The organism is Kitasatospora sp. NPDC056800 (assembly GCF_042789775.1).
Classification (GTDB): domain Bacteria; phylum Actinomycetota; class Actinomycetes; order Streptomycetales; family Streptomycetaceae; genus Kitasatospora.
This window is the reverse complement of record NZ_JBHUAL010000087.1, coordinates 1-22,402: the sequence shown is the minus strand read 5'-3', so window position 1 is coordinate 22,402 and position 22,402 is coordinate 1. Positions and strand designations below refer to the sequence as shown.

21 protein-coding genes are annotated in these 22,402 nt (G+C 73.2%); 16 read left to right on the top strand and 5 right to left on the bottom strand.

The features are described from left to right. Positions 1-79: 79 nt before the first annotated feature. Complete coding sequence (locus tag ACFRQN_RS20210) at positions 80-655, bottom strand: TetR/AcrR family transcriptional regulator (RefSeq protein ID WP_049650842.1); 576 nt, start codon at positions 653-655, stop codon at positions 80-82. Between the two features lie 256 nt (positions 656-911). Here ACFRQN_RS20210 and ACFRQN_RS20205 point away from each other — a divergent pair, with 256 nt between their 5' ends. The 8 genes from ACFRQN_RS20205 to ACFRQN_RS20170 all read left to right on the top strand — a co-directional run bounded on the left by ACFRQN_RS20205 (position 912) and on the right by ACFRQN_RS20170 (position 9,573). Further along, positions 912-1,916 carry an agmatine/peptidylarginine deiminase gene (locus tag ACFRQN_RS20205; RefSeq protein ID WP_380741427.1) on the top strand — a complete coding sequence of 335 codons (1,005 nt, stop codon included), beginning with the start codon at positions 912-914 and terminating at the stop codon, positions 1,914-1,916. 31 nt (positions 1,917-1,947) lie between these two features. Beyond that, positions 1,948-3,597 (top strand): ABC transporter substrate-binding protein, encoded by a 1,650-nt coding sequence (locus ACFRQN_RS20200; protein ID WP_380741426.1) that lies wholly within the window; start codon positions 1,948-1,950, stop codon positions 3,595-3,597. Further along, positions 3,594-4,553 carry an ABC transporter permease gene (locus tag ACFRQN_RS20195; RefSeq protein WP_079272556.1) on the top strand — a complete coding sequence of 320 codons (960 nt, stop codon included), beginning with the start codon at positions 3,594-3,596 and terminating at the stop codon, positions 4,551-4,553. The genes ACFRQN_RS20200 and ACFRQN_RS20195 overlap by 4 nt, the downstream gene beginning before the upstream one ends. After that, positions 4,550-5,404, top strand: a complete 855-nt coding sequence (locus tag ACFRQN_RS20190; protein WP_375875354.1) for an ABC transporter permease — start codon at positions 4,550-4,552, stop codon at positions 5,402-5,404. The genes ACFRQN_RS20195 and ACFRQN_RS20190 overlap by 4 nt, the downstream gene beginning before the upstream one ends. Further along, positions 5,401-6,429 (top strand): ABC transporter ATP-binding protein, encoded by a 1,029-nt coding sequence (locus tag ACFRQN_RS20185; RefSeq protein ID WP_380741425.1) that lies wholly within the window; start codon positions 5,401-5,403, stop codon positions 6,427-6,429. Before ACFRQN_RS20190 ends, ACFRQN_RS20185 begins: the two co-directional genes overlap by 4 nt. Then, entirely contained in the window at positions 6,422-7,219 is a 798-nt protein-coding gene (locus tag ACFRQN_RS20180; RefSeq protein WP_049650845.1) for an ABC transporter ATP-binding protein, read from the top strand. Before ACFRQN_RS20185 ends, ACFRQN_RS20180 begins: the two co-directional genes overlap by 8 nt. Before the next feature lie 122 nt (positions 7,220-7,341). Then, positions 7,342-8,265: a DUF4436 family protein gene (locus tag ACFRQN_RS20175; RefSeq protein WP_380741424.1), complete on the top strand. Its 924-nt coding sequence runs from the start codon at positions 7,342-7,344 to the stop codon at positions 8,263-8,265. Between the two features lie 126 nt (positions 8,266-8,391). Continuing rightward, positions 8,392-9,573, top strand: a complete 1,182-nt coding sequence (locus ACFRQN_RS20170; RefSeq protein ID WP_380741423.1) for an agmatine deiminase family protein — start codon at positions 8,392-8,394, stop codon at positions 9,571-9,573. Positions 9,574-9,596: 23 nt separating this feature from the next. Here the strand turns inward: ACFRQN_RS20170 and ACFRQN_RS20165 are convergent, their stop codons facing one another. After that, on the bottom strand, positions 9,597-10,253 hold the full coding sequence (locus tag ACFRQN_RS20165; RefSeq protein WP_159028415.1) for a TetR/AcrR family transcriptional regulator: 657 nt from the start codon (positions 10,251-10,253) through the stop codon (positions 9,597-9,599). A gap of 142 nt (positions 10,254-10,395) precedes the next feature. Between ACFRQN_RS20165 and ACFRQN_RS20160 the strand changes: the two genes are divergently transcribed. Continuing rightward, positions 10,396-11,574 (top strand): agmatine deiminase family protein, encoded by a 1,179-nt coding sequence (locus ACFRQN_RS20160; protein WP_380741422.1) that lies wholly within the window; start codon positions 10,396-10,398, stop codon positions 11,572-11,574. An 87-nt stretch (positions 11,575-11,661) separates the two neighbouring features. On the opposite strand, the gene ACFRQN_RS20155 is transcribed toward ACFRQN_RS20160, so the two are convergent. The 3 genes from ACFRQN_RS20155 to ACFRQN_RS20145 form a co-directional block, all read right to left on the bottom strand. Beyond that, positions 11,662-12,825 carry an agmatine/peptidylarginine deiminase gene (locus ACFRQN_RS20155; RefSeq protein WP_380741421.1) on the bottom strand — a complete coding sequence of 388 codons (1,164 nt, stop codon included), beginning with the start codon at positions 12,823-12,825 and terminating at the stop codon, positions 11,662-11,664. Between the two features lie 64 nt (positions 12,826-12,889). Continuing rightward, complete coding sequence (locus tag ACFRQN_RS20150) at positions 12,890-13,927, bottom strand: agmatine/peptidylarginine deiminase (RefSeq protein WP_049650855.1); 1,038 nt, start codon at positions 13,925-13,927, stop codon at positions 12,890-12,892. A gap of 227 nt (positions 13,928-14,154) precedes the next feature. Further along, the gene (locus ACFRQN_RS20145) at positions 14,155-14,733 is read right to left on the bottom strand and encodes a TetR/AcrR family transcriptional regulator (protein WP_049650856.1); all 579 of its coding nucleotides are present in this window, start codon (positions 14,731-14,733) and stop codon (positions 14,155-14,157) included. Positions 14,734-14,877: 144 nt separating this feature from the next. Here ACFRQN_RS20145 and ACFRQN_RS20140 point away from each other — a divergent pair, with 144 nt between their 5' ends. From ACFRQN_RS20140 to ACFRQN_RS20110, 7 genes are all read left to right on the top strand, one after another. Beyond that, positions 14,878-15,438, top strand: a complete 561-nt coding sequence (locus ACFRQN_RS20140) for an RNA polymerase sigma factor (RefSeq protein ID WP_181970890.1) — start codon at positions 14,878-14,880, stop codon at positions 15,436-15,438. Continuing rightward, positions 15,435-16,262: a zf-HC2 domain-containing protein gene (locus tag ACFRQN_RS20135; RefSeq protein WP_380741420.1), complete on the top strand. Its 828-nt coding sequence runs from the start codon at positions 15,435-15,437 to the stop codon at positions 16,260-16,262. The genes ACFRQN_RS20140 and ACFRQN_RS20135 overlap by 4 nt, the downstream gene beginning before the upstream one ends. A 41-nt stretch (positions 16,263-16,303) precedes the next feature. Next, a complete protein-coding gene (locus ACFRQN_RS20130; protein ID WP_380741419.1) occupies positions 16,304-17,113 on the top strand; it encodes an ABC transporter ATP-binding protein in 810 nt (269 codons plus the stop codon). Further along, on the top strand, positions 17,110-18,510 hold the full coding sequence (locus ACFRQN_RS20125) for a hypothetical protein (RefSeq protein ID WP_380741418.1): 1,401 nt from the start codon (positions 17,110-17,112) through the stop codon (positions 18,508-18,510). The genes ACFRQN_RS20130 and ACFRQN_RS20125 overlap by 4 nt, the downstream gene beginning before the upstream one ends. Then, positions 18,507-19,097, top strand: a complete 591-nt coding sequence (locus ACFRQN_RS20120; protein ID WP_074004644.1) for a hypothetical protein — start codon at positions 18,507-18,509, stop codon at positions 19,095-19,097. The genes ACFRQN_RS20125 and ACFRQN_RS20120 overlap by 4 nt, the downstream gene beginning before the upstream one ends. Before the next feature lie 215 nt (positions 19,098-19,312). Next, complete coding sequence (locus tag ACFRQN_RS20115; RefSeq protein ID WP_380741417.1) at positions 19,313-20,683, top strand: (5-formylfuran-3-yl)methyl phosphate synthase; 1,371 nt, start codon at positions 19,313-19,315, stop codon at positions 20,681-20,683. 146 nt (positions 20,684-20,829) lie between these two features. After that, complete coding sequence (locus ACFRQN_RS20110; protein ID WP_380741416.1) at positions 20,830-21,819, top strand: phospholipase; 990 nt, start codon at positions 20,830-20,832, stop codon at positions 21,817-21,819. The last annotated feature ends 583 nt before the right edge of the window (positions 21,820-22,402 follow it).

Here is a 22,402-nt window from a genome sequence, read left to right as displayed (position 1 = left end):
ATCAGGATCGGCCGAATCGGCCCCGGCAGGGCTGCCCGACGCGGGGCCCGACGGGAGCGGTCCGCCCGCGACGGCCTGGCTAGTCGCGCGCCAGCTCCGCCTCGACGGCCCCGCACAGCAGCCGGCGGGCGTGGTCGAGCGGCAGCGAGCCGCTCAGCCAGCGCACGCTCAGGCCCTCGACGAGGGCGGTGAGCCGCTCGGCGGCGGCCGCGTGCGCCGGGGCGGTCCCGCACGGATCGGCCCGGGCGAGCAGTTCGGCGATGTCGTGCACCCAGGTGTGGGTGGTCCGCGCCAGGTCCTCGCGCAGGTGCGGTTCGAAGACCGCGGTGGCTCTCAACTCGCCCCAGGCGGTGCTGTTCTCCCGGACGTCCGGGCTGTCCTGGAGTTCCCGGAGCAGCACGCGTTCGAGGTCGGCCCGGGGGCTCTCGGCGCGGGCCGGGGCGGGTTCCTCGTCGGCGGTGTAGTGGTCCGCGCGGTCGCTGATGTGCGCCAGCGTCTCCCGGAGGATCCCGGCCCGGTCGGTGAAGTGGTAGTAGATCAGCGAGGTGGACACCCCGGCCTCGGCGGCGAGTTCGCCCACGCGCAGTCCGCGTACGCCGCGCCGGGCGATCACCCGGGTCGCGGCCTTGAGTATTTCCGTCCGACGGTCCGACATGGGCGCCCACTCTACCGGGCTTCCCGGCTGGTCAGACAGGTTCCTGATGATCGTTTCAGGGGTTTCCATCAGCTTTGCCTCCAAGTCTTGACTGAATTTTCAGTACGGTAGAGGATGCGGGGCAACCCCCACGCCTCCCGCATCAGCCAGGGAGCGCCCCGTAGACCCCCACCCCCTCCCGGACACCACCGACGGCCACGTCGCTGCCCGGCGCACCGCGCCGCGCCCGGAGGGGCCCGAACAGAAGAGGTTTCCCGTGACGTACCGAATGCCCGCGGAGTGGACCGAGCACGAGGGCTGCCTGATGGCCTGGCCCGTCCGCCCGGACCTGTGGGGCGACACCCTCGACGAGGTGAAGGGCGAGTACGCGGCCGTCGCCCGCGCCATCGCGCAGTTCGAACCGGTCACCATGGTCGCGCCGCCCGGCCACGGCGAGGAGGCCCGGGCCCGGTGCGGCGAGGGCATCACCGTGGTCGAGCTGCCGACGGACGACTCCTGGTTCCGCGACTCCGCGCCGATCTTCGTCCTCGACGGGGACGGCCGCCGGGCCGGCGTGGACTTCCGCTTCAACGCCTGGGGCCGCAAGCACAGCCCCTGGGACGCCGACGACCGGATCAGCGGCCTGCTGCTGGAGCACCTCGGCACCCCGGCGATCCGCTCCGAGATGATCCTCGAGGGCGGCGCGATCACCGTCGACGGCGAGGGCACGCTGATCACCACCGAGCAGTGCCTGCTGCACCCCAACCGCAACCCGGAGATGACCCGGCAGGAGATCGAGGCCGAACTGAAGGCGCGCCTCGGCGTCACCAAGGTGGTCTGGCTGCCGTACGGCGGGGCCCTGGACACCGAGACCGACGGGCACGTGGACGGCGTCTGCGCGTTCGTCGCCCCCGGCAAGGTCGTGGTGCAGCTCCCGGCCGACCCCGCGCACCCGGACTACGCCCGGATGCGGGCCAACCGCGCCGTGCTGGAGCACTCCACGGACGCCCAGGGCCGGCCCTTCGAGATCGTCGACCTGCCGCAGGCCGCCTTCGTCGAGGTCGACGACCGCGAGGTCGAGGTCGGCTACCTGAACTTCTACCTCGCCAACGGCGGCGTCGTCGTGCCGGTCGCCGACCACCCCGAGGACGCGGGCGCCCTGGCCGTGCTCGCCGCCGCCTACCCGGACCGGAAGGTCGTCGGCGTGCGCGCCCGGGTGATCGCCTACGGCGGCGGCGGCGTCCACTGCATCACCCAGCAGATCCCGGCCGCCCACGCCTGACCCCTCGCCAGCGAACGGAGACCCCACCCTCATGACTCCCACCGCGCCCGCGAGGGGCGCCGGAGCCCGCGGCCGGCTCGTCCTCGCCACCGCCCTGCTCTCGGCGGCGGCCCTGGTCGCCGCCTGCTCCGGCCCGCCCCGCGGCGGCGCCGACCAGGCGGCGGTCCGGCTCTCCGCCGACACCCCGCCCGCCAAGGGCGAGCTCGACTCGTTCACCTGGGCCACCTACGCCGAGCCGCCCACCCTGGACTACCTCCAGGCCTTCGACTACCCGCAGAACACGGTGCTCTCCAACGTCTGCGAGAGCCTGATGCGCTGGACCCCCCAGCTCACCCTGGCCCCCGGCCTCGCGGAGAAGGCCTCCAACCCCGACCCGGCGACCTGGGTCTACGACCTGCGCTCCGGCGTCCACTTCCACGACGGCACGGTGATGACCGCCGACGACGTCGTCTTCAGCCTCGGCCGGCAGATGAACCCGGACAACGCGGCGGCCTGGGCGCAGGTGTTCCAGAACGTCGAGTCCGTCACCAGGACCGGCCCGCTCCAGGTCACCGTCAAGCTCAAGCAGCCCGACTCCCAGTTCCCGCAGTACATGGCGACCGCCGCCGGCGTCGTCGCCGCCAAGGCGGGGGTGGAGGCCGCGGGCAAGGACTACGGCACCAGCGGCGGCCTCGACTGCACCGGCCCCTTCACGCTGGGCACCTGGGCCAAGGGCCAGTCGATCGAGCTCCAGCGCTTCGACGGCTACTGGGGCGCCAAGGCCAAGTCGAAGAAGGTCGTGTTCAGCTTCCTCACCGACGCGTCCGCCCGCACCAACGCGATGCTCACCGGCGACGTCGACGGCGGCTACCTGATCCCCACCGAGAGCTACGACCGGCTGAAGCGCGAGGGCCCGGGCACGCTCTACTTCGGCGAGGGCCTGAGCACCGTCAACCTCAACGTGACCAGCATGAACGGCCCGCTCGGCGACCTGCGGGTCCGCCAGGCGCTGTCGCTGGCCCTGGACCGCTCCGGCTTCGTCCGGACCGGCCTGGCCGGCGCCGGCACCGTCACCGGCTCCCTCACCACCAGGGCCGCCTGGGCCGGCGCCCCCGAGGACGTCCGGAAGGCGGCCTTCGACCACCTCACCCCCACCGCCCCGGACATCGACCGGGCCAAGGCCCTGGTCAAGGAGGCCGGCGCCGAGGGCAGGACGCTCACCGTCGCCACCAGCACCATCGGCCAGGACGTCTCGCTGCTCGCCACCGCCGTCCAGGCCGCCGGAGCGAAGATCGGCCTGAACGTCCAGCTGAAGACGATCGCCCCGAACGCCTTCACCGCGCTGTTCACCGACGCCAAGGCGCGCGAGGGCATCGACCTGTTCCCGGAGACGTACTACGACTCCGTCACCGACCCGCTCGACCTGCTCGCCAACTTCCGGACCGGCGCCTACCAGAACTACGCCGGCTTCAGCGACAAGGCCTACGACGACCTCGTCGACCAGGCCACCGCCGAGTACGACCCGGCCAGGCGCGGCGCGATCGAGGCCAGGCTCCAGCAGACCGCCTCCGAGCAGCTGCTGTGGATCCCGGTCGCCGAGTGGCCCACCTCCGTCTTCCTCAACAAGCGCGTCACCGGCGCCCCCACCACCATCTCGTACATGTACTACCCGTGGGCCGCCGACGTGGGGGCCGCCCGGTGAACTTCCTGAGATTCGCCGCCCGGCGGCTGGCCGAGATGGCCGCCACCCTGCTCGGCGCGTCCTTCGTGGTCTTCGGCGCGATGTACCTGGCACCGGGCAACCCGGCGAGCTTCCTGCTGTCCGGCCGGTCGGCCTCCCCGGCCGCCCTGCAGGCGATCAACGAGCAGTACCACCTCGACGACCCGTTCCTGGTGCGGTACTTCCGCTGGCTCGGCCAGGTGCTGCAGGGCGACTTCGGACGCTCCATCACCTACCGCACCGACGTGTCCCGGCTGCTCGCCGACCGGCTGCCCGCCACCCTGACCCTGGTGGTCATGGCCCTGCTCGTGGTCGCCGTCCTCGGCCTGGCCCTCGGCTGGATCGGCGCGGTGCGCGGCGGCGCGACCGACTCGGCGGTCCTGCTCTCCACCACGCTCGCGGTCGGCACCCCCTCCTTCGTCGCGGCCGTCCTGCTGCAGGGCCTGTTCGCGGTCAAGCTGGGCTGGTTCCCGACCAGCGGCACCGGCGACGGCTTCGGCGACCTGCTGTGGCACCTCACCCTGCCGGCGGTCGCCCTCGCGCTGTACCTGATCGGGATGCTCGCCCGGGTCACCCGCTCGGCGATGCTGGACGCCCTGGAGGGCGAGCACGTCGCCGTCGCCCGCAGCCGCGGCGTGCCCGAGCGCGAGGTGATCCGCCGCCACGTGTTCCGCAACTCGCTGGGCACCGTGCTGACCACCGGCGGCCTGATCGTCTCCACCCTGCTGGTCTGCACGATCCTGGTGGAGTCCGCGTTCAGCATCGGCGGCATCGGCCAGCTCCTCGAACTGTCCACCACCACCAAGGACTTCCCCACCGTCCAGGCCATCTCGCTGCTGATCGTCGCCCTGTTCATGACCGTGAACCTGGTCGTCGACCTGCTCCACCCGCTGGTCGACCCCCGGGTCGCCCTCGGTTCGAGGAGGGCCGACGCATGAGTGTCGCCCTCACCCGCCGGCCCGGCCTCGGCCGCCTCAGGGCCGCCCGCGCCCCGCTCCACCTGGCCTGCCTCGGCCTCGTCGCCCTGGTGGTGCTGGCCGCCCTGCTCGCCCCCTGGATCGCGCCGGACGACCCGAACGCCGTCGACCTCGGCAACGCCCTCGCCGGCCCCTCGCCCGACCACCTGCTCGGTGTCGACGCCGCCGGACGTGACACCCTCTCCCGGCTCCTGCTCGGCGCCCGCACCTCCCTGCTCGGCCCGCTCGGCGTGGTCGCCTTCTCCACCGTCGCCGGCGTCCTGGTCGGCCTGGTCGCCGGCTGGCGGGGCGGCTGGCTCGACTCCGTCCTCTCCCGCGGCACCGAACTGGTCTTCGCCTTCCCGGGCATGCTGCTCGCCATCCTGATCGTCTCGGTGTACGGGGAGGGCCTCCTCGCCCCCGTCGTCGCCCTCGCGATCGCCTACCTGCCGTACGTCTCGCGGCTGACCCGCTCCCTGGTGCTGGCCGAACGCGAACGCCCCTACGTCGCCGCGTACCAGGTCCAGGGCCACTCCGCCGCGCAGATCTGCCTGCGGCACGTCCTGCCCAACATCGCCCCGATCGTCCTGGCGCAGTCCACCATCAACTTCGGCTACGCCCTCATGGACCTCGCCGGCCTCTCCTTCCTCGGCCTCGGCGTCCCCGCGCTCACCCCCGACTGGGGGCGGATGGTCTTCGACGGCCAGACGGCGATCCAGCACGGCTACCCGCTCTCCGCGATCCTGCCGTGCGTCCTCCTCGTGCTCACCGTCGTCGCGTTCAACGTCGTCGGCGAGCGCTGGGCCGACCGCGTCGCCCGGAGGAGCCGATGAGCCGGGAGAACGACGAGCCGGAGAACGACGAACCGGGGGACCCGACGAACCGGCGCAGCCCCGAACCGGAGGACCGCGTGAACGCCCTCGACATCCGGGGCCTGCGGCTCCGCCTGCCCGGCACCGCCCGGCCCGTCCTCGACGGGGTCGACCTCGCCGTGGGCCCCGGGGAGACCGTGGCCCTGGTCGGCGAGTCCGGCTCCGGCAAGAGCCTCACCTCCCGCAGCGCCCTCGGCCTGCTGCCGCCCGGCGCCACTGCCGAGGGCAGCGTCCTGGTCGACGGCGAGGACGTCCTGACGATGGGCCCCGACCGGCTGCGCGCCCTGCGCACCGGCCGGGCCGCCATGGTCTTCCAGGACCCCAGGGCCGCGATCAACCCGCTGCGCCGCGTCGGCGACTTCCTCACCGAGGGCGTTCGCCTCGGCGGCCGGACGAGCCGGGAGGACGCCGAGCGGCGCGCGGTCGAACTGCTCGACGCCGTGGGCCTCGGCCCGGAACTGCTGCGCCGCTACCCCGGCCAGCTGTCCGGCGGCATGCTCCAACGCGTCATGATCGCCGCCGCGCTGATGGGCGACCCGGTCCTGCTGCTCGCCGACGAGCCCACCACCGCGCTCGACGTCACCAGCCAGGCCGAGGTGGTCGCGCTCCTCGACCGGCTGCGCCAACGCTTCGGCACCGGCCTGCTGTTCGTCACCCACGACCTCGGTCTCGCCGCCGCCATCAGCGACCGGGTCCACGTCATGTACGCCGGGCGGATCGTCGAGAGCGGCCCCGCCGAGGCGCTCTTCGCCCGGCCCCGCCACCCCTACACCGCCGCGCTGCTGGCCGCCACCCCGGGGCTGGACTCCGGGAGCGGCCGACTCGCCGCCATCGACGGCCAACCACCGGACCTGCGCGAGGAGTTGACGGGCTGCGCGTTCGCCCCCCGGTGCCCCCGGGCGACCGCCCTGTGCCGCGAGGAGACCCCGGCGCCGGGCCCGGTCGCCTGCCACCACCCGCTCGAAGGGAGCCGCGCCGATGCCTGAGGCCGTACTGGAGGTCACCGGACTGTGCCGGACCTTCGGCACCGTACGGGCGGTGGACGACGTCTCCTTCACCCTCCCGGCCGGCGGATCGCTCGGCATCGTGGGCGAGTCCGGCTCCGGCAAGACGACCACCGCCCGGATCGTCGTCGGCCTCGAACAGGCCGACGAGGGGCGGGTCGCCGTCCGGGGCCGGGCCCGCGCCGGCCGGGTGCGGGGGAGGGCCGGGCGGCTGGCCCGCGCCCGTGAGGTCCAGATGGTCTTCCAGGACCCGTACCTCTCCCTGGACCCGCGCACCAGTGTCGAGGCCGTGCTCCGCGAGACCCTGCGGCTGCACTTCCCCGGCACCGACCACGCGGCCCGGATCCGCGAACTCCTCGACCAGGTCGGCCTCGGCAGCCGGGCGGCCGACGCGCTGCCCCGGCAGCTCTCCGGCGGCCAGCGCCAACGCGTCGCCATCGCACGGGCGTTGGCCGTCCAGCCGGCCGTCCTGGTGCTGGACGAGGCGGTCGCCGCGCTGGACGTCTCCGTGCAGGCGCAGGTCCTCAACCTGCTCGCCGACATCCGCGAACGGACCGGCATCGGCTACCTGTTCATCACCCACGACCTCGGCGTCGTCCGCTGCGTCACCGACGAGGTCGTCGTGATGCGCCACGGACGGATCGTCGAATCCGGCCCCACCGCCCACGTCCTGGACTCCCCGCAGCACGCCTACACCCGGCTGCTGCTGGAGTCCGTACCCCGGCCCGGCTGGGATCCCGACCGGATCGCCGCCGCGCGCCGCGCCTTGTAAGACGGCTCCGACCCGGCAGGTGGTGGGACCTGCCGGGCCGGAGCGACCGAGCAACACCGGCGGGCGACGCCGGGCGGCAGCGACCCTGCCGGCCCGGCGCCACCGCCGCAGGAAGGACGACCGTGCAGGTCACCACCGACGACACCAGCGCGACCGACCGGGCCGCGCACCGATCCCCCCGCCGCCGTTGGCGGTTCGCCGCCGTCCTGGCGGTGGTCGTCACCCTCTGCGGGTCGGGCATCGGGCTGTACCTCAACGAGCGCGACACCCGCGAACAGACCAGGGAGCTGGCGGTCCCCGCGACACCCGACTGGATCGAACTGGACGTCACCGCCCAGGACGTGGACCCGACCGCCCAGCAGCTGACCCTCTACGTCACCCCCGTCCCGCACGGCAGGTTCGCCGCCGGGCCGGACTCCCAGACCTTCGCCCGCCCCGTCGAGATCACCGTCACCGGCACCCCCAAGGTGACCATCAAGGCGGCCGAGGGGGAGCCCGCGGCGTCCCAGCTCGTCCAGGTCGGGACGTACGACGGCACCAAGACGGACTACCCGTTCGACCGCTACCGCGCCGAGGCCGGCTTCTCCGCCACCAGCGGGGGCGCGGCTGTGCCCGTCGGCCTGGTCCTCACCGACACCGACCCGTTCTTCGTACTGCGCCCGCAGGCCACCACCGCGAACTCCGGTGCCGTGACCCTGGATACGCGGATCACCCGGTCCCGCAGCACCTTCATCCTCTCCTGGTTCATGATCGCGGCCATGTGGGCCATCGCCCTGGCCGTCCTCGGCGCCGCCGAGGTGCTGTACCGCAAGCGGGAGGGGCTGGTCTGGCCCTCCCTGGGCTGGATGGCGGCGAGCCTGTTCGCCCTGATCGGCATGCGCAACGCGGCCCCCGGGGCGCCGCCGATCGGATCCCTGATCGACTACGTGGCGTTCTTCTGGGCCGAGGGCCTCATCGCCGCCAGCCTGGCCTGCACCGCCTGGTCCGGCATCCGCATCGAGCACCGGCTGCGCCGCGAGCGGGAGGCGGTGACCGAGGCGGCGTGAGCCGAGGGGTGGTGAGCGGGGGTGTGAGCGGATTCCCCCGAACGGCGGGTGCGTGCCGCGCCGGAATCTGACCTTCCGATCAGTAGCCTGCGGAGCCGAACCCGACCCCAACCGGAACGAGGCCCCATGGCTCACCCCCGGCCGTCCCGCCGTTCACTCCTGCAGTCCGGGGCCGCGCTCGCCGCGCTGGCCCTGACCGGTGGCTGCTCCTCCGACAGCGGATCGGGGGAGCGGTCCGGTCAGAGCGGTCCGGCCTCGGGGGCGGCCGGGGCGGGGAGCCCGGCGGCCGGCGGGTGGGCCATGCCGGCCGAGTCCGGCCCGCACACCCGCACCTTCATGGCCTGGCCGGCACTGGAGGAGGTGTGGGGCGACCAACTGCCGGCCGTCCGGCAGGACATCGCCGGGCTGGCCCAGGCCATCGCCGGCTTCGAGCCGGTCGTCCTGCTGGCCCGCCCCGACCAGGCCGACCAGGCCCGGCAGGCCTGCGGCTCCTCGGTCGAGGTGCTGGAACTGAAGGTCGACGACCTGTGGGCCCGGGACACCGGCCCGACCTTCGTCACGGGCCCGAAGGGGCTCGCCGGGGTCGACTTCAACTTCAACGGCTGGGGCGGCAAGCAGACCCACGCCAACGACGCCCTGGTCGCCCGCTACCTCCTGGACCACTACGGCATCACCCGCGTCCAGGCGCCGGTCACCGGGGAGGGCGGCGGCATCGAGGTGGACGGCGAGGGCACCCTGATGGCCACCGAGAGCTCCTGGGTCAACGACAACCGCAACCCCGGCAAGTCCCGCGACGAGATCGAGGCGAGCCTCAAGGGCCTGCTCGGCGTCGAGAAGGTGATCTGGTTCAAGGGCGTCGCCGGGCAGGACATCACCGACTGCCACGTCGACGCCCTCGCCCGCTTCGCCGAGCCGGGCACCGTGGTGCTGCACCGGCCCGCCGCCGACACCCCGCCGGACGTCTGGACCACCGCCTCCGCGCAGGCCGTCCAGGTGCTCCAGTCCGAGACCGACGCCAAGGGCCGCACGCTCACCGTGGTCGACCTGCCCGAGCCCGACGTCACCCTGATCCAGGGCGCGGGCAAGGACTTCCTCGCCACCTACATCAACTACTACGTCTGCAACGGCGGCGTCATCGTCCCGCGCTTCGGCGACCAGGCCACCGACGACCGGGCGGCCGGCATCATCGGCGACCTCCATCCGGGGCGCAAGGTCACCCAGGTCGGCATCAACCACATCGCCGCGGGCGGCGGGGGCATCCACTGCGCCACCCAGCAGCAGCCCGTCGCACCCGGGTCCACCGGGTGACGCGGGGTCGGATAGTGGGACCGTCAGGCGCCGGACGGCCGGGCGGCGGCGGAGGAGAGCGAGTCCAGCAGCGTCCGCAGCACCCGCTCGGCGTCCACCGTCCCGTCCAGTGACCCGATGGCGGCGAGCCCGTCCACGGCGGCGGCGAAGGCCTCGCCGAGCGGCACCGGGTCGGCGCCGTCGCCGCGCTCGTCCAGCAGGCAGCGGAACAGGCCGACGAAGGAGGACCGCCAGCGCGCGTACTCGGCCTCCAGGCTGGCGCGGACGCGTTCGTCGTTGAGGGCGAGCCAGTGCAGGGCCGCGTGCAGCCGGGCGAGGTCGGGGCTCTCGGGCCGGGTGAGCAGTGCCAGGACCCGCTCGGAGCGCTCGGCGTAGCCGCCGGGGCCGGCGACCGCCTCCTCCAGCGGGGTGATCCACTCGGGCCGGATGTCCTCGACCACCGCGACGATCAGGTCGGTGCGGTCCGCGAAGTGGTAGTGGCACATCCCGTGCGAGACCCCGCACAGCGCGGCCACGTTGCGGGTGGTGAACCGCCCCGCGCCGTCGCCGGCGAGCAGGGTGCGGGCCGCGGCGATCAGCCGGGCCCGGGTCTGCTCGCCCTTGGCGGAAGCGCGCGTCCGGCCGGTGCCGCCGGGGCCGGGGGCCGTACGCGGGGCTGCGCCCGTCGCCTGTGTCGCCATGGCCGCCACTGTAACGACTGCGGGGGAGCGGCAGGGGCGCATCGGCACCGATCTCTGCGCAAAGTATTGACCGAGCGCTTGGTCAGTTTTACCTTTTCGGTCAACTGCCGGACAGGCAGCGCACTTTGACAGGGAGGTAGTGATGGAGGGCAGCTTCAGATCCCATCCGGCGATCGACGGAGGGCTCGGCCGACGCCGGTTCCTGACGGCCGCCGGGCTCGCTGTCGCGGGCACCGCGCTGACCGCGGCGAGCGGTGGGCAGGCCCGGGCCGCGCAACCCCGCACCACCACCGCGGGCCCGGCCGTCGCCGCCGGCCTCCGGGTGCCGCTGGACACCGTCCGGCACACCCGCACCTGGATGGCCTGGCCGGACAGCAGCACCATCTGGCGGAACAAGCTCGGCGGTGTCCAGTCGAACATCGCCCTGATCGCGAAGACCATCGCGAAGTACGAGCCGGTGACCATGTGCGCCAACCCGGCGAGCGTCGCCAAGGCGCGCTCGATGTGCGGTTCGGCCGTCACCGTCATCGGGGACATCCCGGTCGACGACTGCTGGATGCGCGACACCGGTCCGGTCTTCCGCACCGACGGCGCCGGCGGCCTCGACACGATCGGCCTCAACTTCAACGGCTGGGGCAACCACCAGAACCCGCACGGCAACGACGCCCTGGTCGCCGGGCGCGTCGCCGCCTATCTCGGCCTGCCGTTCACCGCCGCCGGGCTGGTCGCCGAGGGCGGCGCCATCGAGACCGACGCGGCCGGCACGCTGATGGCCACCCGGAGCAGCATCCTCAACGCCAACCGCAACCCCGGCATGTCGCAGGCCGCGGTCGAGAGCGCGATGTGCGCGGCCTACGGCGCCAGCACGGTGGTCTGGTTCAACGGTGTGGCCGGCCAGGACATCACCGACGACCACGTGGACGCCACCTCCCGCTTCCTCGACGCGGGGACGGCCGTGGTCCAGATGCCGCTGGCGAGCGACACCGACGCCTGGTCGAACGACGCACGGCAGCAGTACCGGATCCTGACCACCACCACCGGTGCCCAGGGCACCCCGTTCGCGGTCAGCCGGATCCAGGGGCCCGACTACAACCTGATCCGCTCGACCGACCCCAACTTCGTCGGCTCCTACGCCAACTACTACCTGTGCAACAACGCGGTGATCGCGGCGCAGTTCGGCGACACCAAGGCCGACAGCGCCGCCAGGGCGGCCCTCGCCCGGCTGTTCCCCGGCCGCACCGTCGAGCAGCTCAACATCGACTCCCTCGGGGCGGGCGGCGGCGGGATCCACTGCGTCACCCAGCAGCAGCCCGCGGTGTGAACCCGCCGGGGCCGGGTCCGGCCCGCCGACCAGACCCGGCCCCGAACGGAGGCCGGCCCGGGGTCGCCCCCGGCCCGGCCGGTCCGGTCAGCCCAGGGCGGGGATGTCGTGGGTGGCGCAGTGGATGCCGCCACCGCCGGCCGCGATCGCGTCGATCTTGACCGGCACGATCTCGCGGCCCGGGAAGTACTGCTTCATGAGCTGCTGGGCCCGGTCGTCGGCCCTGGCGTCGCCGAACTTCGGCAGGTAGACGCCCTTGGTGCCGATGTAGAAGTTCATGTACGAGGAGACGAAGGCGTCGCCGCGCCCGGTGATCCTGTCGGGGTCGGGCTGCTGGAGCTCCACCACCTGGAGCTTCCGGCCGGTCGCGTCGGTGGCGTCCTTCAGGACGGAGCGGGCCTGGTCGGCCGAGCGGGACCAGACGTCGGCCGGGGTGCCGGGGAAGGCCTGGTCGAGCAGGACCACGCCGGGGGCGACGAAGCGGGTCAGGCAGTCGACGTGGGCGTCGGTGATGTCCTTGCCCTTGACGCCCGCCAGCCAGATCACCTTGGTCACGCCGAGGACCTTCTTCAGCTCGGCCTCGACCGCGTCCCGGCTCATGCCCGGGTTGCGGTTGTCGTTGACGACGGAGCTCTCGGTGACCATCAGGGTGCCCTGGCCGTCGGTCTCGAAGGAGCCGCCCTCGGCGACCAGCCGGGTCTCGATCCGCTCGACGCCGTACTTGGCCAGCACCGTCCGGGCGACCTTGGAGTCGTTGCCGCGCTGCTGCTTGCCGCCCCAGCCGTTGAAGTTGAAGTCCACGCCCTTGACCGTGCCGCCCTCCTCGACGAACACCGGCAGGGTGTCCCGGGCCCACAGGTCGTCGACCGCGATCGGGACCACCTCGACCGCCGAGCCGCAGGCCTTCCGGGCGGCGTCCGCCTGCTCGGGCCGGGCCATCAGGACGACCGGCTCGCGGGCGGCGATGGCCTGGGCCAGGCCGGCGACGTCCCGGCGGACGTCCGCGAGCTGGTCGCCCCAGACGTTCTCGGAGGCGGGCCAGGACATCACCGTGCGCAGGTGCTTGTCCCACTCGGCGCCGAAGCGGCGCACGCCGGGGGTGCCGCCGGGCCGCGTGGGCGGTACGGCGCCGTCGAGGTCCTTCAGGTCGTTGGGGTCGCAGGCGGTGAGGCCGAGGGTGAGGGCGCCGACTCCGGCGCCGACGCCGGCGAGCCTGCGGATCAGGGTGCGGCGGGACAGGGCGTTGGTCATGCGGGAACTCCAGCTGAGGGTCTGGGCGGTGTGGTGGTGGAGGAGAGTGCGCGGGGCGGCCGGGTTACGGCAGCGGTTCGTGCATGGTCGAGCAGTGGATGCCGCCGCCCCCGGCCATCAGGCGGTCGACGTCGATCTGCACCACCTCACGGCCGGGGAAGGCCGCGGCGAGCGCGTCCCGGGCGGCGGCGTCCTTGTACGCGTCGCCGAACTGGGCGGTGATGACGCCCCCGTTGACGACGTGGAAGTTGAGGTAGGAGTCGACGAACTTGGAGCTGCGGGAGCGGACGGTGTCCGGGCCGTGCACCGGGACGACCTGCAGGCGGCGCCCCCGGGCGTCGGTGGCGGCGGAGAGGATCGCGAACTGCTCGCGGGCGTCCCGGGCCCAGGCGTCGTTGCGGTCGGCCGGCGGCAGCTGCACCATCACCGTGCCGGGGCGGACGAACCGGGAGGTGACGTCCACGTGGTCGTCGGTGATGTCCTGGCCCTTGATCCCGGGCAGCCAGATCATCGTGTCGGCGCCGTAGGCCTCCAGGACGGCCTCCTCGATCTCGTCCCGGCTCATGCCGCGGTTGCGGTTCTTGTTCACCAGGCTGCTCTCGGTGGCCATCACGGTGCCGTCGCCGTCGGTCTCGATCGCGCCGCCCTCGCCGACGAAGTCCGCGAAGGTGTGGCGCAGGCCGCGGCGGGTGGCGACGAGCTCGGCGACCCGGGCGTCGTCGTGGTGCACCTGCTTGTTGCCCCAGCCGTTGAAGTTGAGGACCACGGCGTCCAGGCCGCCGTACCCGTCCCGGCGGAACACCGGCGCGGTGTCGCGCATCCACAGGTCGTCGGTGGGGATCGCGGTGATCACCTCGACTCCGGAGCCGCACCAGGACTGGGCCTTGCCCGCCGTCCAGTCGTCGGGGGCGCACATCACCACCGGCTCGAACTCGGCGATCGTGCGGGCGATCAGGGCGATGTCCTCCTGGACGCCGCCCAGCCGCAGTCCCCACACGCCCCGGCGGGAGGGCCAGGACATCCAGGTCCGCGCGTGCGGGACGTCGTCCGCCGGCACCCAGGGGTAGGGCTCGGTGGAGCGGTCATCGCGGTAGTGGGTCATGAGGGCCTCCAGATCGTGCGACGGTGCCGGGAGGGGTGCCGGGGGCCGCCGACTCCACTCTTCGCGCCGCGCCGGGGCGGCGCACGTGGGGACGGACGGGCGGCAGCACCCTGCCGCGGGTTCAGGCTCGCACTGACTGAAAAGTCAGTCAAACTCGCGGTCATGCCCTAACGCATCCTTGACGGGCTCCGTGCGCAGAGTGAGGCCCCCCGTGCGGTCCGTACGGATCAGGACCCGAGCCGGGCCACCTCGGCGTCGACCGCGTCGGCCATGAGCGTGCGGGCGTGCGCCAGCGGCAGGCTGCCGCTCAGCCAGCGCGTGCTCAGCCCCTCCAGCAGCGCGGTCAGCCGCTCCGCCGCCCCGGCCAGCGCGACCGCCGAGGACATCGGCCGTACGGTGCCGAGCAGTTCGGCGACCTCCTGCACCCAGATCCGGGTGGCCCGCGCCAGGTCCTCGCGCAGCGTCTCGTCGAACACCGCGCTCGCCCGCAGCTCGCCCCAGGCGGTGCTGTTCTCCCGCACCTCGGCGGTGTCCTGGAGCTCCAGCAGCAGGGTCTGCTCCAGCTCCTCGCGGGGCGTCAGCGGCGGGGCGTCCTCGGCGCGCTCGGTCGTGTACCGCTCCGCCCGGTCGTTGATGAACTCCATCGTCTGCCGGAGGATCCCCGTCCGGTCCTTGAAGTGGTAGTAGATCAGCGCGGTGGACACACCCGCCTCGGCGGCGAGCTCCTCCACCCGCAGCCCGCGCACCCCGCGTCGCGCGATCACCCGCGCCGCTGCTTCCAAGATCGACGTTTTACGACTGGCCACGATCCACCACCTTACCGGGGCGCGGGCGCCGGCCCCGTGCGGTTGCTGAAAGGCCGGTCAGCGGAGGTCGGCCGATTCCGCCCGGATGTGACGCAGGTCACCTCCGATGCAGAACCCGCACGCCGCATCGGGCGTCTGGCTGGTGTGAGATCACGCAGGAGAACACTGGACGACCTGGACGAGGAACGCCTCCTCCGGCTGGTGGCCAAGGGCGACCGCGGGGCCTTCGACGAGCTGTACCGGCGGACGTCGCCCTGGCTCGCCGTACGGCTGCGCCGCCGCTGCGCGGACGAGCAGATCGTCGCCGAAGTCATGCAGGAGACCTACCTCGCGGTCTGGCGCGCCGCCGGCGCGTTCGCCGGGAGCGCGGTCGGCGGGACGGCCGTCGGCTGGCTGTGGACGATCGCGGCGCGCCGCCTCGTCGACGCGTTCCGGCGCCGGGCCCACCACGCCGAACCGCCGGTCGCCGCCGCCGAGCGCGCGGTGGTGCCCGCGGCGGAGGAGGAGGCGCTCGCCGGCACCGTCGGCGGTGACGTCGGGGACGCCCTGCGCCGGCTGGCGCCGGAACTCCGAGAGGTACTGCAGGCCACGGTGCTCGACGGGCTCTCCGTCCGGGAGACCGCCGTCCTGCTCAGACTGCCCGAAGGCACGGTCAAGACCCGTGCCCGTCGGGCCCGGATCGCGATGCGGGAGGCGCTGGCATGAGTGGGGAACACGCGACCAGGCAGTTGATCGACGACTACGCACGTGGCGTCACGACGATGGCGGCGGACACGGTCTGGGCGCTGGAGGCCCACCTGGAGACGTGCGCGCCCTGCCGGAGCCTGCTGGCGGCCTCCGTCGCCACCGGGGCACCCGACATCGCCGCGCTCGTCGACACCGTCCGGGCCGGCCTGGAACCGCGGTTGGACGCGGTGGGCGCGGTGCCCCCGCGGTGGCGCCGGCCGAGGTGGGTGTCGTCCTGGCTGACGCCGGCCATGACCCCGTGGCTGGCCATGACCGCCGTCGTCACCCTGGTGGCGCTGCTGCTCGACGCGGCCGCCCCGGCGGAGGTCTTCGGCAGCTCCTCACCGGTGTCGCTGATCGCGCCGGTGCTGCCGCTGTGCGGCGTCGCCGCGTCCTGGTCCAGCGGCCTGGACCCGGCCCACGAACTGACCGCCTCCACCGCCCGGGCCGGCCTGCCCCTGCTGCTCAGGCGCACCACCTCGGTCCTCGTGGTGGTCCTGCCCGTCCTCCTGCTGGGGGGATGGCTGACCGGGAGCACGACGGCCGCGCAGTGGCTGCTGCCCTCCCTGGCCTTCACCTCCACCGCCCTGGCGCTGGGCAGCGTGGTCGGGGTGACCCGTGCCGCCCTCGGGCTGGCGGCCGGGTGGGGCCTCGTCGTCGTGGCCCCCACCTCGATCACCGGCCGGGTCCCCGCCTTCCTTCAACTGGCCCTGCAACGCGACCAGTTGCCCGTCTGGGGGCTGCTCCTCGCGCTCGGCGTCTGCGCCGTGATCGCCCGCCGGGACACGTACTCGACGCTGTGAAACCCATGTCCACCCTGTCCACCCTCGAAAGGGACCATCGCATGACGCATACGGCGAGCGCGGCCGACACCGCGCCGAAGACCTACCCCTGGGAGATCCGGGCCAGCGGCCTGAAGGTCCGCGTCGGACGGAGCAAGATGGCCGTCGACGGCCTCGACCTCTCGCTGGGCATCGGTGCCCACGGCCTCCTCGGGCCCAACGGAGCGGGCAAGACCACCCTGATCCGGACACTGGCCACCGTGCTGCGCCCCACCGAGGGCGAGCTGGAGATGCTCGGCACCTCCCTCGGCAGGGTGGGCGACCACCGGGCCCTGCGCCGCCGCATCGGCTACCTGCCGCAGGACTTCGGCTACTACAAGCGGTTCACCGTACGCGAGTTCGTCGAGTACATGGCCTGGCTGAAGGAGGTCCCGAAGCGGGACATCCCCGACGCCGTCCAGCGCGCCGTCGAACGGGTGGGCCTGGCGGACCGCGCCGACCACCGGATGAAGACCCTGTCCGGCGGCATGGTGCGGCGGGCCGGCATCGCCCAGGCCATCGTCAACTCCCCGGCGGTGCTGCTGCTGGACGAGCCGACGGCCGGCCTCGACCCGGCCCAGCGGCTGCGCTTCCGCGAACTGCTGACCGACCTGGGCCGCGACACCTGCGTGGTCGTCTCCACCCACCTGGTCGAGGACGTCGCGGCCGCCTGCTCCGACGTGGTGCTCTTCGCCGACGGCCGCCTCGTCTTCCAGGGCACGCCGGACGAGCTGGGCGCGGCGGGCAGCGCCGAGCACCCCGGCGACAGCCCCCTGGAGCGCGGCTACTCGGCGCTGCTCCGCACCTACGGCCAGCAGGGGAGCGCCTGGTGAACGCACGCGTGCTGCGAACCGAGCTGAAGCGCTCGGCCGCCCCCTGGGCCGGAGTCGTCGTCCTGGGCGGCAGCCTGGCGGTCTTCCTCCCGTTCGACGCGTTCTGGTGGCACGGCACCGCGGGGTGGACGGCCCAGTGGACCACCATGGCGTTCTGGACCCGGTCCCTGCTGACCTTCTGGTGGCCCTTCGTGATCGGCGTCGGGGCGGTGTACGGGCTGCGCGAACCCCGCTCGCGGATGACCGAGCTGCTGACGACCACGCCGCGGCCGGCCTGGCGCCGCGCGGCGCTGCCGGCCGGTGCGATCGGGCTCGCGCTGGCGGTGGGCTTCGGCCTGCTGGTCCTGGTGGGCGGAGTCCAGGTGGCGTCCGGTCCGACCACCTACACCCCCCTCGGCTGGCTGCCGATCTCGCTGGTGGCGGCACTGGCCCTGGTCGCGGGCGCCGTGTTCGGCATGGGCGTCGCGCGGGCGCTGCCCTCCGTCCTCACCCCGCCGGCCCTGGTGGTGATCGTCTTCGTGGGGACGGGCCTGTTCCTGCGGATGAACAACGAAGGGGCGGTACCGACGGGCCGGGTGGCGAACCGGTTCGCCCTGCTGTCGCCGGCGACCCCGGAGCCGCGGCAGATGCTGCTGACCCTGGCCGGCTCCGTCCACCTCGGCCAGACGCTCTGGCTGCTCGGCCTGCTCGCCACCGGCGTCGCGCTGCTGGCGGCCGCGACCCGGCGGGCCCGGCTGCTCGCGGTGACTCCCGCCCTGGCCGGCCTGGCCCTGGCCCTGCTGGTCCTCCCGTCCGCCGCGCGCGACGTCTACGTCGTCGACAAGGCCGCCTCGGCGCTGGTGTGCGACGGGCCGGTGTGCGTGACCCAGGCGAGCCGTTCCCACCTGGCCGAGCTCACCCAGCGCAGCAAGGACGCGCTGCGCGTGCTGCACGAGGTCCTGGGTGACCGGGCGCCGACCTCGGTACGGGAGGACACCGCGCTGCACGAGCTCGCCGAGGCGCGCGAACTCTCCGCGGACGTGCTGCTGGTCGACTTCAGCGAGCGGCTGCTCGCCGACGCGACGGGCGAGCAGCTGACCCGCGCGCTGATCGCCAAGGGCCTGGCACCGAGCTGCTACCCGGACAACGACAAGGAGGGTGGCGGGCACCAGGCCATCCCCGCCCAGAGCATCGCCGTGAGCTGGGCGCTCCACGACCCCCAGCTCCAACCGCTGGCGCCGAAGGGCACCACCGCGTACGAGGTCGAGACCTGGGCGGCGGCCGACACCGCGTGGCAGAAGCTGACGGCACTGCCGCCGGCGGAGCAGCGCTCGCGGATCGTCGCGCTGCACGCCGCCTCCCTGTCCTGCGCGCGGCAGGACCAGATTCCGGTGCTGGCCGGGGAGGTGTCGCGGTGAGGTGGCTGACGCTGTACGCGCGTTCACGGCAGGTGCCCACGTCGGCGGCCGCGGTGGCGCTCACCGCCCTGGTGGTGTGGGCCTTCAACCGGGGCGGCGGCACGGGCGCGGTGGAGGCGGACGCGATCAACCCGATCGTGTACTTCGTGCTCGCCGCGGGCGTGGCGGCCGGCTCCGTCGGGCTCGGCGGGCAGGACTCCGCACTGGACCGGACGGCCGCGATCCGGTGGGCGCCCCGCCGGGCGGCGCACGCGCTGCTGATCGGCGTGGTCGTGGGCGCCGCGGTGCTGGCGGTGCAGGCCGCGGGGCCGAGGTTCGCCCCCACCGAGGTCGTCCTCCGGGACACCGCGGGCCTGGCCGGCCTGGCCGCGCTCGGGGCGGTGCTCTGCGGAGCGCACCTCGCCTGGATCCTGCCGATCGGCTGGCTCGGCTTCACCATCCTCGTCCCCCCGCTGCCGCCCACCACCGTGGGGAAGGCGATCGGCTGGATGACCTGTCCGGCCGGGACGGGGGTGTCCACCTGGACCGCGGTGGCCCTGCTGGTGACCGGCGGCGCGCTGTACGCCGTGGCCGGCCCGCGACGGTGACGGGCCCGCGACGGTGACGGGCCCGTGGGCGCCGACGGAGCATCCGGAGGCGCCCGCGGACCGGCCGCGTGCCGGGGCGGCATCGCCGCCTGGCCACCCTGCTGTCAAGTGATCTCACTCCTTCGAGTGAGGATCGGTCGCCGATCGGTCGGTGGGGCACCTCTTGCGGTCAAGACTGACCCCCGAACGAACAGTCAGTTCTCGGAGGGGGAACGGTGTCGACCATCGGAATGCCCGGCATACCCGGCGAGGTCGGGGCGGATCGACGGCTGCTGGTCAGCGTCTTCGACCCGCAGGAGGCGCGGGAGGCGGTCCTCGGCGGCGCGCGGATCATCGACAGCGAGGACCCGCGCAGCGCGCTCGGCACGATCAAACCGCGCCGGATCATGGACATCGCGGACGCGGTGCTGGCCGCCCGGCGGGACCTCCCGGTCCAGCTGAGCACCAACATCGGCGAGGACCAGCTGCTGTACCGGCGCGCGGAGAACGGTCTGGCCCTGCCCAAGTCGGCGTACGAGCAGGTCGGCAAGGCGGCCCAGGCCGCCCTCGGCGTCGCCCTGGCGATGGGCACCCGGGTGCATCCCTGCGGGATCGTCAAGGTCGGTCTGGACGGCATGCGGACCGGTGAACTGGCCGATGTGCTCGGCGAGATCACGGCGACGCTGCGCCGGACCGACCGGCTGTCGCAGACCCGGGTGATGTCCGTCCTGTTCGCCCAGGACCTCGACCTGTGGGACGCCCGCAAGACGCTCCCGCAGGTGCGGCGCGCCCTGGTGGGCCTGCGGGAGTACTACCCGTGCGAGCCGTCCACGCCCGGGGCGTTCGACCTCGCCGAGTACGCGGACGCACTGCTCGACCCGCACGGCGAGCCGCTGTTCGGCGGCCGGCGGCCGGAGCCGGCCGAGCTGAGGGCCTCCGGCGCCCTGCCGACGGGCACGACCGGCGGTTTCGTGGCCGTCAACGAGCCGTTCTCCCACGCGGGTTACGGACTCACGACGGCCCGTCGCACCGATCGGGAGGCGATCCGCGCGATGGTCGAGGCCAGCGCGGCGGCCGGCGCCGACGCGATCATGGTGGACACCAGCATCCTGCTGAAGGTCGCCCGGATCGGACTGGTCTCCACCGCCGGCAGCCCGGAGCTCGCCGACCTCGACCGCCACGACACCGACCGGCACGGCCTGGCCAGGGCCGGCATCCTCTCGCTGGAGGAGATCCGGTTCCTCGTGGAGCTGTGCCACGCCCACGGCCTGGAGGCGAACCTGGCCGGGTCGGTGCAGAGCCACCACGCCCAGCAGGTCTGGCGGCTCGTCCCGGAGCTCGACCAGCTCTCCGCCCGCGGTGGCGTCAGCGCCCTGGCCCGCGACCCGTACGGCGGCACCGGCCGTGGTACCCGGCACGAGCGGACCGTGCGCCGCGCCCTGGTGGGCGGCCTGGTCCCGCCCGAGCAGGGCGGCCGGCTGGTGCTGCCGCGGCGGATGACGGAGCAGCCCGGGGCGCTCGACGACCTGGCGGGCCTGCTCAAGCGCCACCCCGACCTCGCCGCGTACTCCTCTGACGCCTACGGGGTGCTGGCGCCGCTCGGCTGAGCGATGGCGCCCGCGAGACCGCAGGTATCGCTCATTCACCGTACGGCGACGCGGAGTCGGTGATATCGGTTGTCCGAGTACGTCCGAGTAGATCCGAGTACGCCTGAGTACGGACGACTTCGAGCACCAGCGAGAAGGAGCACCTCTTGACCACTCACCACAGGCGCGGTGCCCACCTGCGGACGCTGTCGGCCCTCACGGCGGCGCTGTCCGGGATCGTCGGCGTCACCGCGCTCGGCACCACCCCGGCGGCCGCCGCCGACCAGCGTCACCCGATCTACGCCATCGCGCACCGGGTCGACACCCTGGACGGCGTGGACGCCGCGATCAACCACGGTGCCAACGCCATCGAGATCGACGTCTGCGCCTGGTGGAACCCGAACGAGTGGCGCGCCTACCACGACTGTTCCTCGGCCGGCGAGAACCGGCTCGGCCCCAGCTTCGACAGCATGCTCGACCGCATCCTCTCCAACGCCGACGCGGGCCGCCGGCTGTCGCTGGTCTGGCTGGACATCAAGGACCCCAACTACTGCGGCGAGGAGCCGAACCGCACCTGCAGCGTCGCCGGACTGCGCGACAAGGCCCAGCGGCTGACGGCCGCCGGCATCCAGGTGCTCTACGGCTTCTACGAGTACCACGGCGGCAGCACCCCGGACGTCGGCGGCCGGGGCTGGAAGAGCCTGGAGGGCAGGCTCGGCCCGCTGGAGGGCATCACCACGACCGGCACCCGCGACCAGGTGAACAGCGCCTTCAACCGGTCCGGCTCCGGCTTCCCGGCTGGCCGCCGGGCGATGGACTACGGCGACAGCGACATCACCAAGGGCTTCGGCAACTGCACGGAGGCCACCTACAACACGTGCGCGGAACTGAAGAAGGGAGCCGCCGACCGGTCCGCCGGACGACTCGCGGCCACCCTGTCCTGGACGACCACCTACAACGACCCGTGGTATGTCGACAAGCTCCTCGGCGACGCCCAGGTGGACGGCATCATCGCCGGCTACGGCGCCTTCACCGGGGTGCGCGAGTACGACAACAGCTGGCAGTGCGCCAACGCCGTCAACCTCGTCCGGGACTGGGTGAACCGCCACAGCGGGACCCACCGCATGGCCGCCAGCGGCGACCGCCTGTTCAGGTAGGCGACCGTTCGTCGCGGGTAGGGGGCCCGGCCTCTCTCCCGCGGGCGCCGACCCGGAGCCCGCGGGAGAGAGGGGAGAAGGAGGGGGCCGGGGCCGTCCGGACAGGGCATTTGTCTCGGGCGCCGGGGAGGGGTAGGGTCTCCCAGTCGCTCGACTGGGAGCACCGGACACGTGTCAACGCGGACGGTCCCGGGGCGGCCAATCCTCTGAACCAACACTTCCCGGCTCGGGCTGGGGCGAATCTGTCATGCGCAGGTGCGGCCCAGTCTGTATATGGCGTGTTCGTTTTATCGGATTGCGGCCGGATTCGCTTTTCGAAGTGGAGGTCGGCTAGTGTTTGAAACGTCGGACAGGGCGCCAAGCGCTGGAAGACAACAGCGAGTCGGAAGCAGAAAGCGCCGGTAAACGGAGCGGAAAGCATCTGGTAAGCTGGAAACACGAAAGAACGAAGCCCGGAGGGTCCGCTGGAAGGCGGTCCAAAGGAAGCATCCGTTCCTTGAGAACTCAACAGCGTGCCAAAAGTCAACGCCAGATATGTTGACATCCCCGGCCTCAGGGTTTCCTGGGGTTGGAGATTCCTTTT

Coding starts and splice junctions, on each gene's coding strand:
- ACFRQN_RS20210 (WP_049650842.1), bottom strand. CDS start 655: ATGTCGGACCGTCGGACGGAAATACTCAAGGCCGCGACCCGGGTGATC.
- ACFRQN_RS20200 (WP_380741426.1), top strand. CDS start 1,948: ATGACTCCCACCGCGCCCGCGAGGGGCGCCGGAGCCCGCGGCCGGCTC.
- ACFRQN_RS20190 (WP_375875354.1), top strand. CDS start 4,550: ATGAGTGTCGCCCTCACCCGCCGGCCCGGCCTCGGCCGCCTCAGGGCC.
- ACFRQN_RS20185 (WP_380741425.1), top strand. CDS start 5,401: ATGAGCCGGGAGAACGACGAGCCGGAGAACGACGAACCGGGGGACCCG.
- ACFRQN_RS20180 (WP_049650845.1), top strand. CDS start 6,422: ATGCCTGAGGCCGTACTGGAGGTCACCGGACTGTGCCGGACCTTCGGC.
- ACFRQN_RS20170 (WP_380741423.1), top strand. CDS start 8,392: ATGGCTCACCCCCGGCCGTCCCGCCGTTCACTCCTGCAGTCCGGGGCC.
- ACFRQN_RS20165 (WP_159028415.1), bottom strand. CDS start 10,253: ATGGCGACACAGGCGACGGGCGCAGCCCCGCGTACGGCCCCCGGCCCC.
- ACFRQN_RS20160 (WP_380741422.1), top strand. CDS start 10,396: ATGGAGGGCAGCTTCAGATCCCATCCGGCGATCGACGGAGGGCTCGGC.
- ACFRQN_RS20155 (WP_380741421.1), bottom strand. CDS start 12,825: ATGACCAACGCCCTGTCCCGCCGCACCCTGATCCGCAGGCTCGCCGGC.
- ACFRQN_RS20150 (WP_049650855.1), bottom strand. CDS start 13,927: ATGACCCACTACCGCGATGACCGCTCCACCGAGCCCTACCCCTGGGTG.
- ACFRQN_RS20135 (WP_380741420.1), top strand. CDS start 15,435: ATGAGTGGGGAACACGCGACCAGGCAGTTGATCGACGACTACGCACGT.
- ACFRQN_RS20130 (WP_380741419.1), top strand. CDS start 16,304: ATGACGCATACGGCGAGCGCGGCCGACACCGCGCCGAAGACCTACCCC.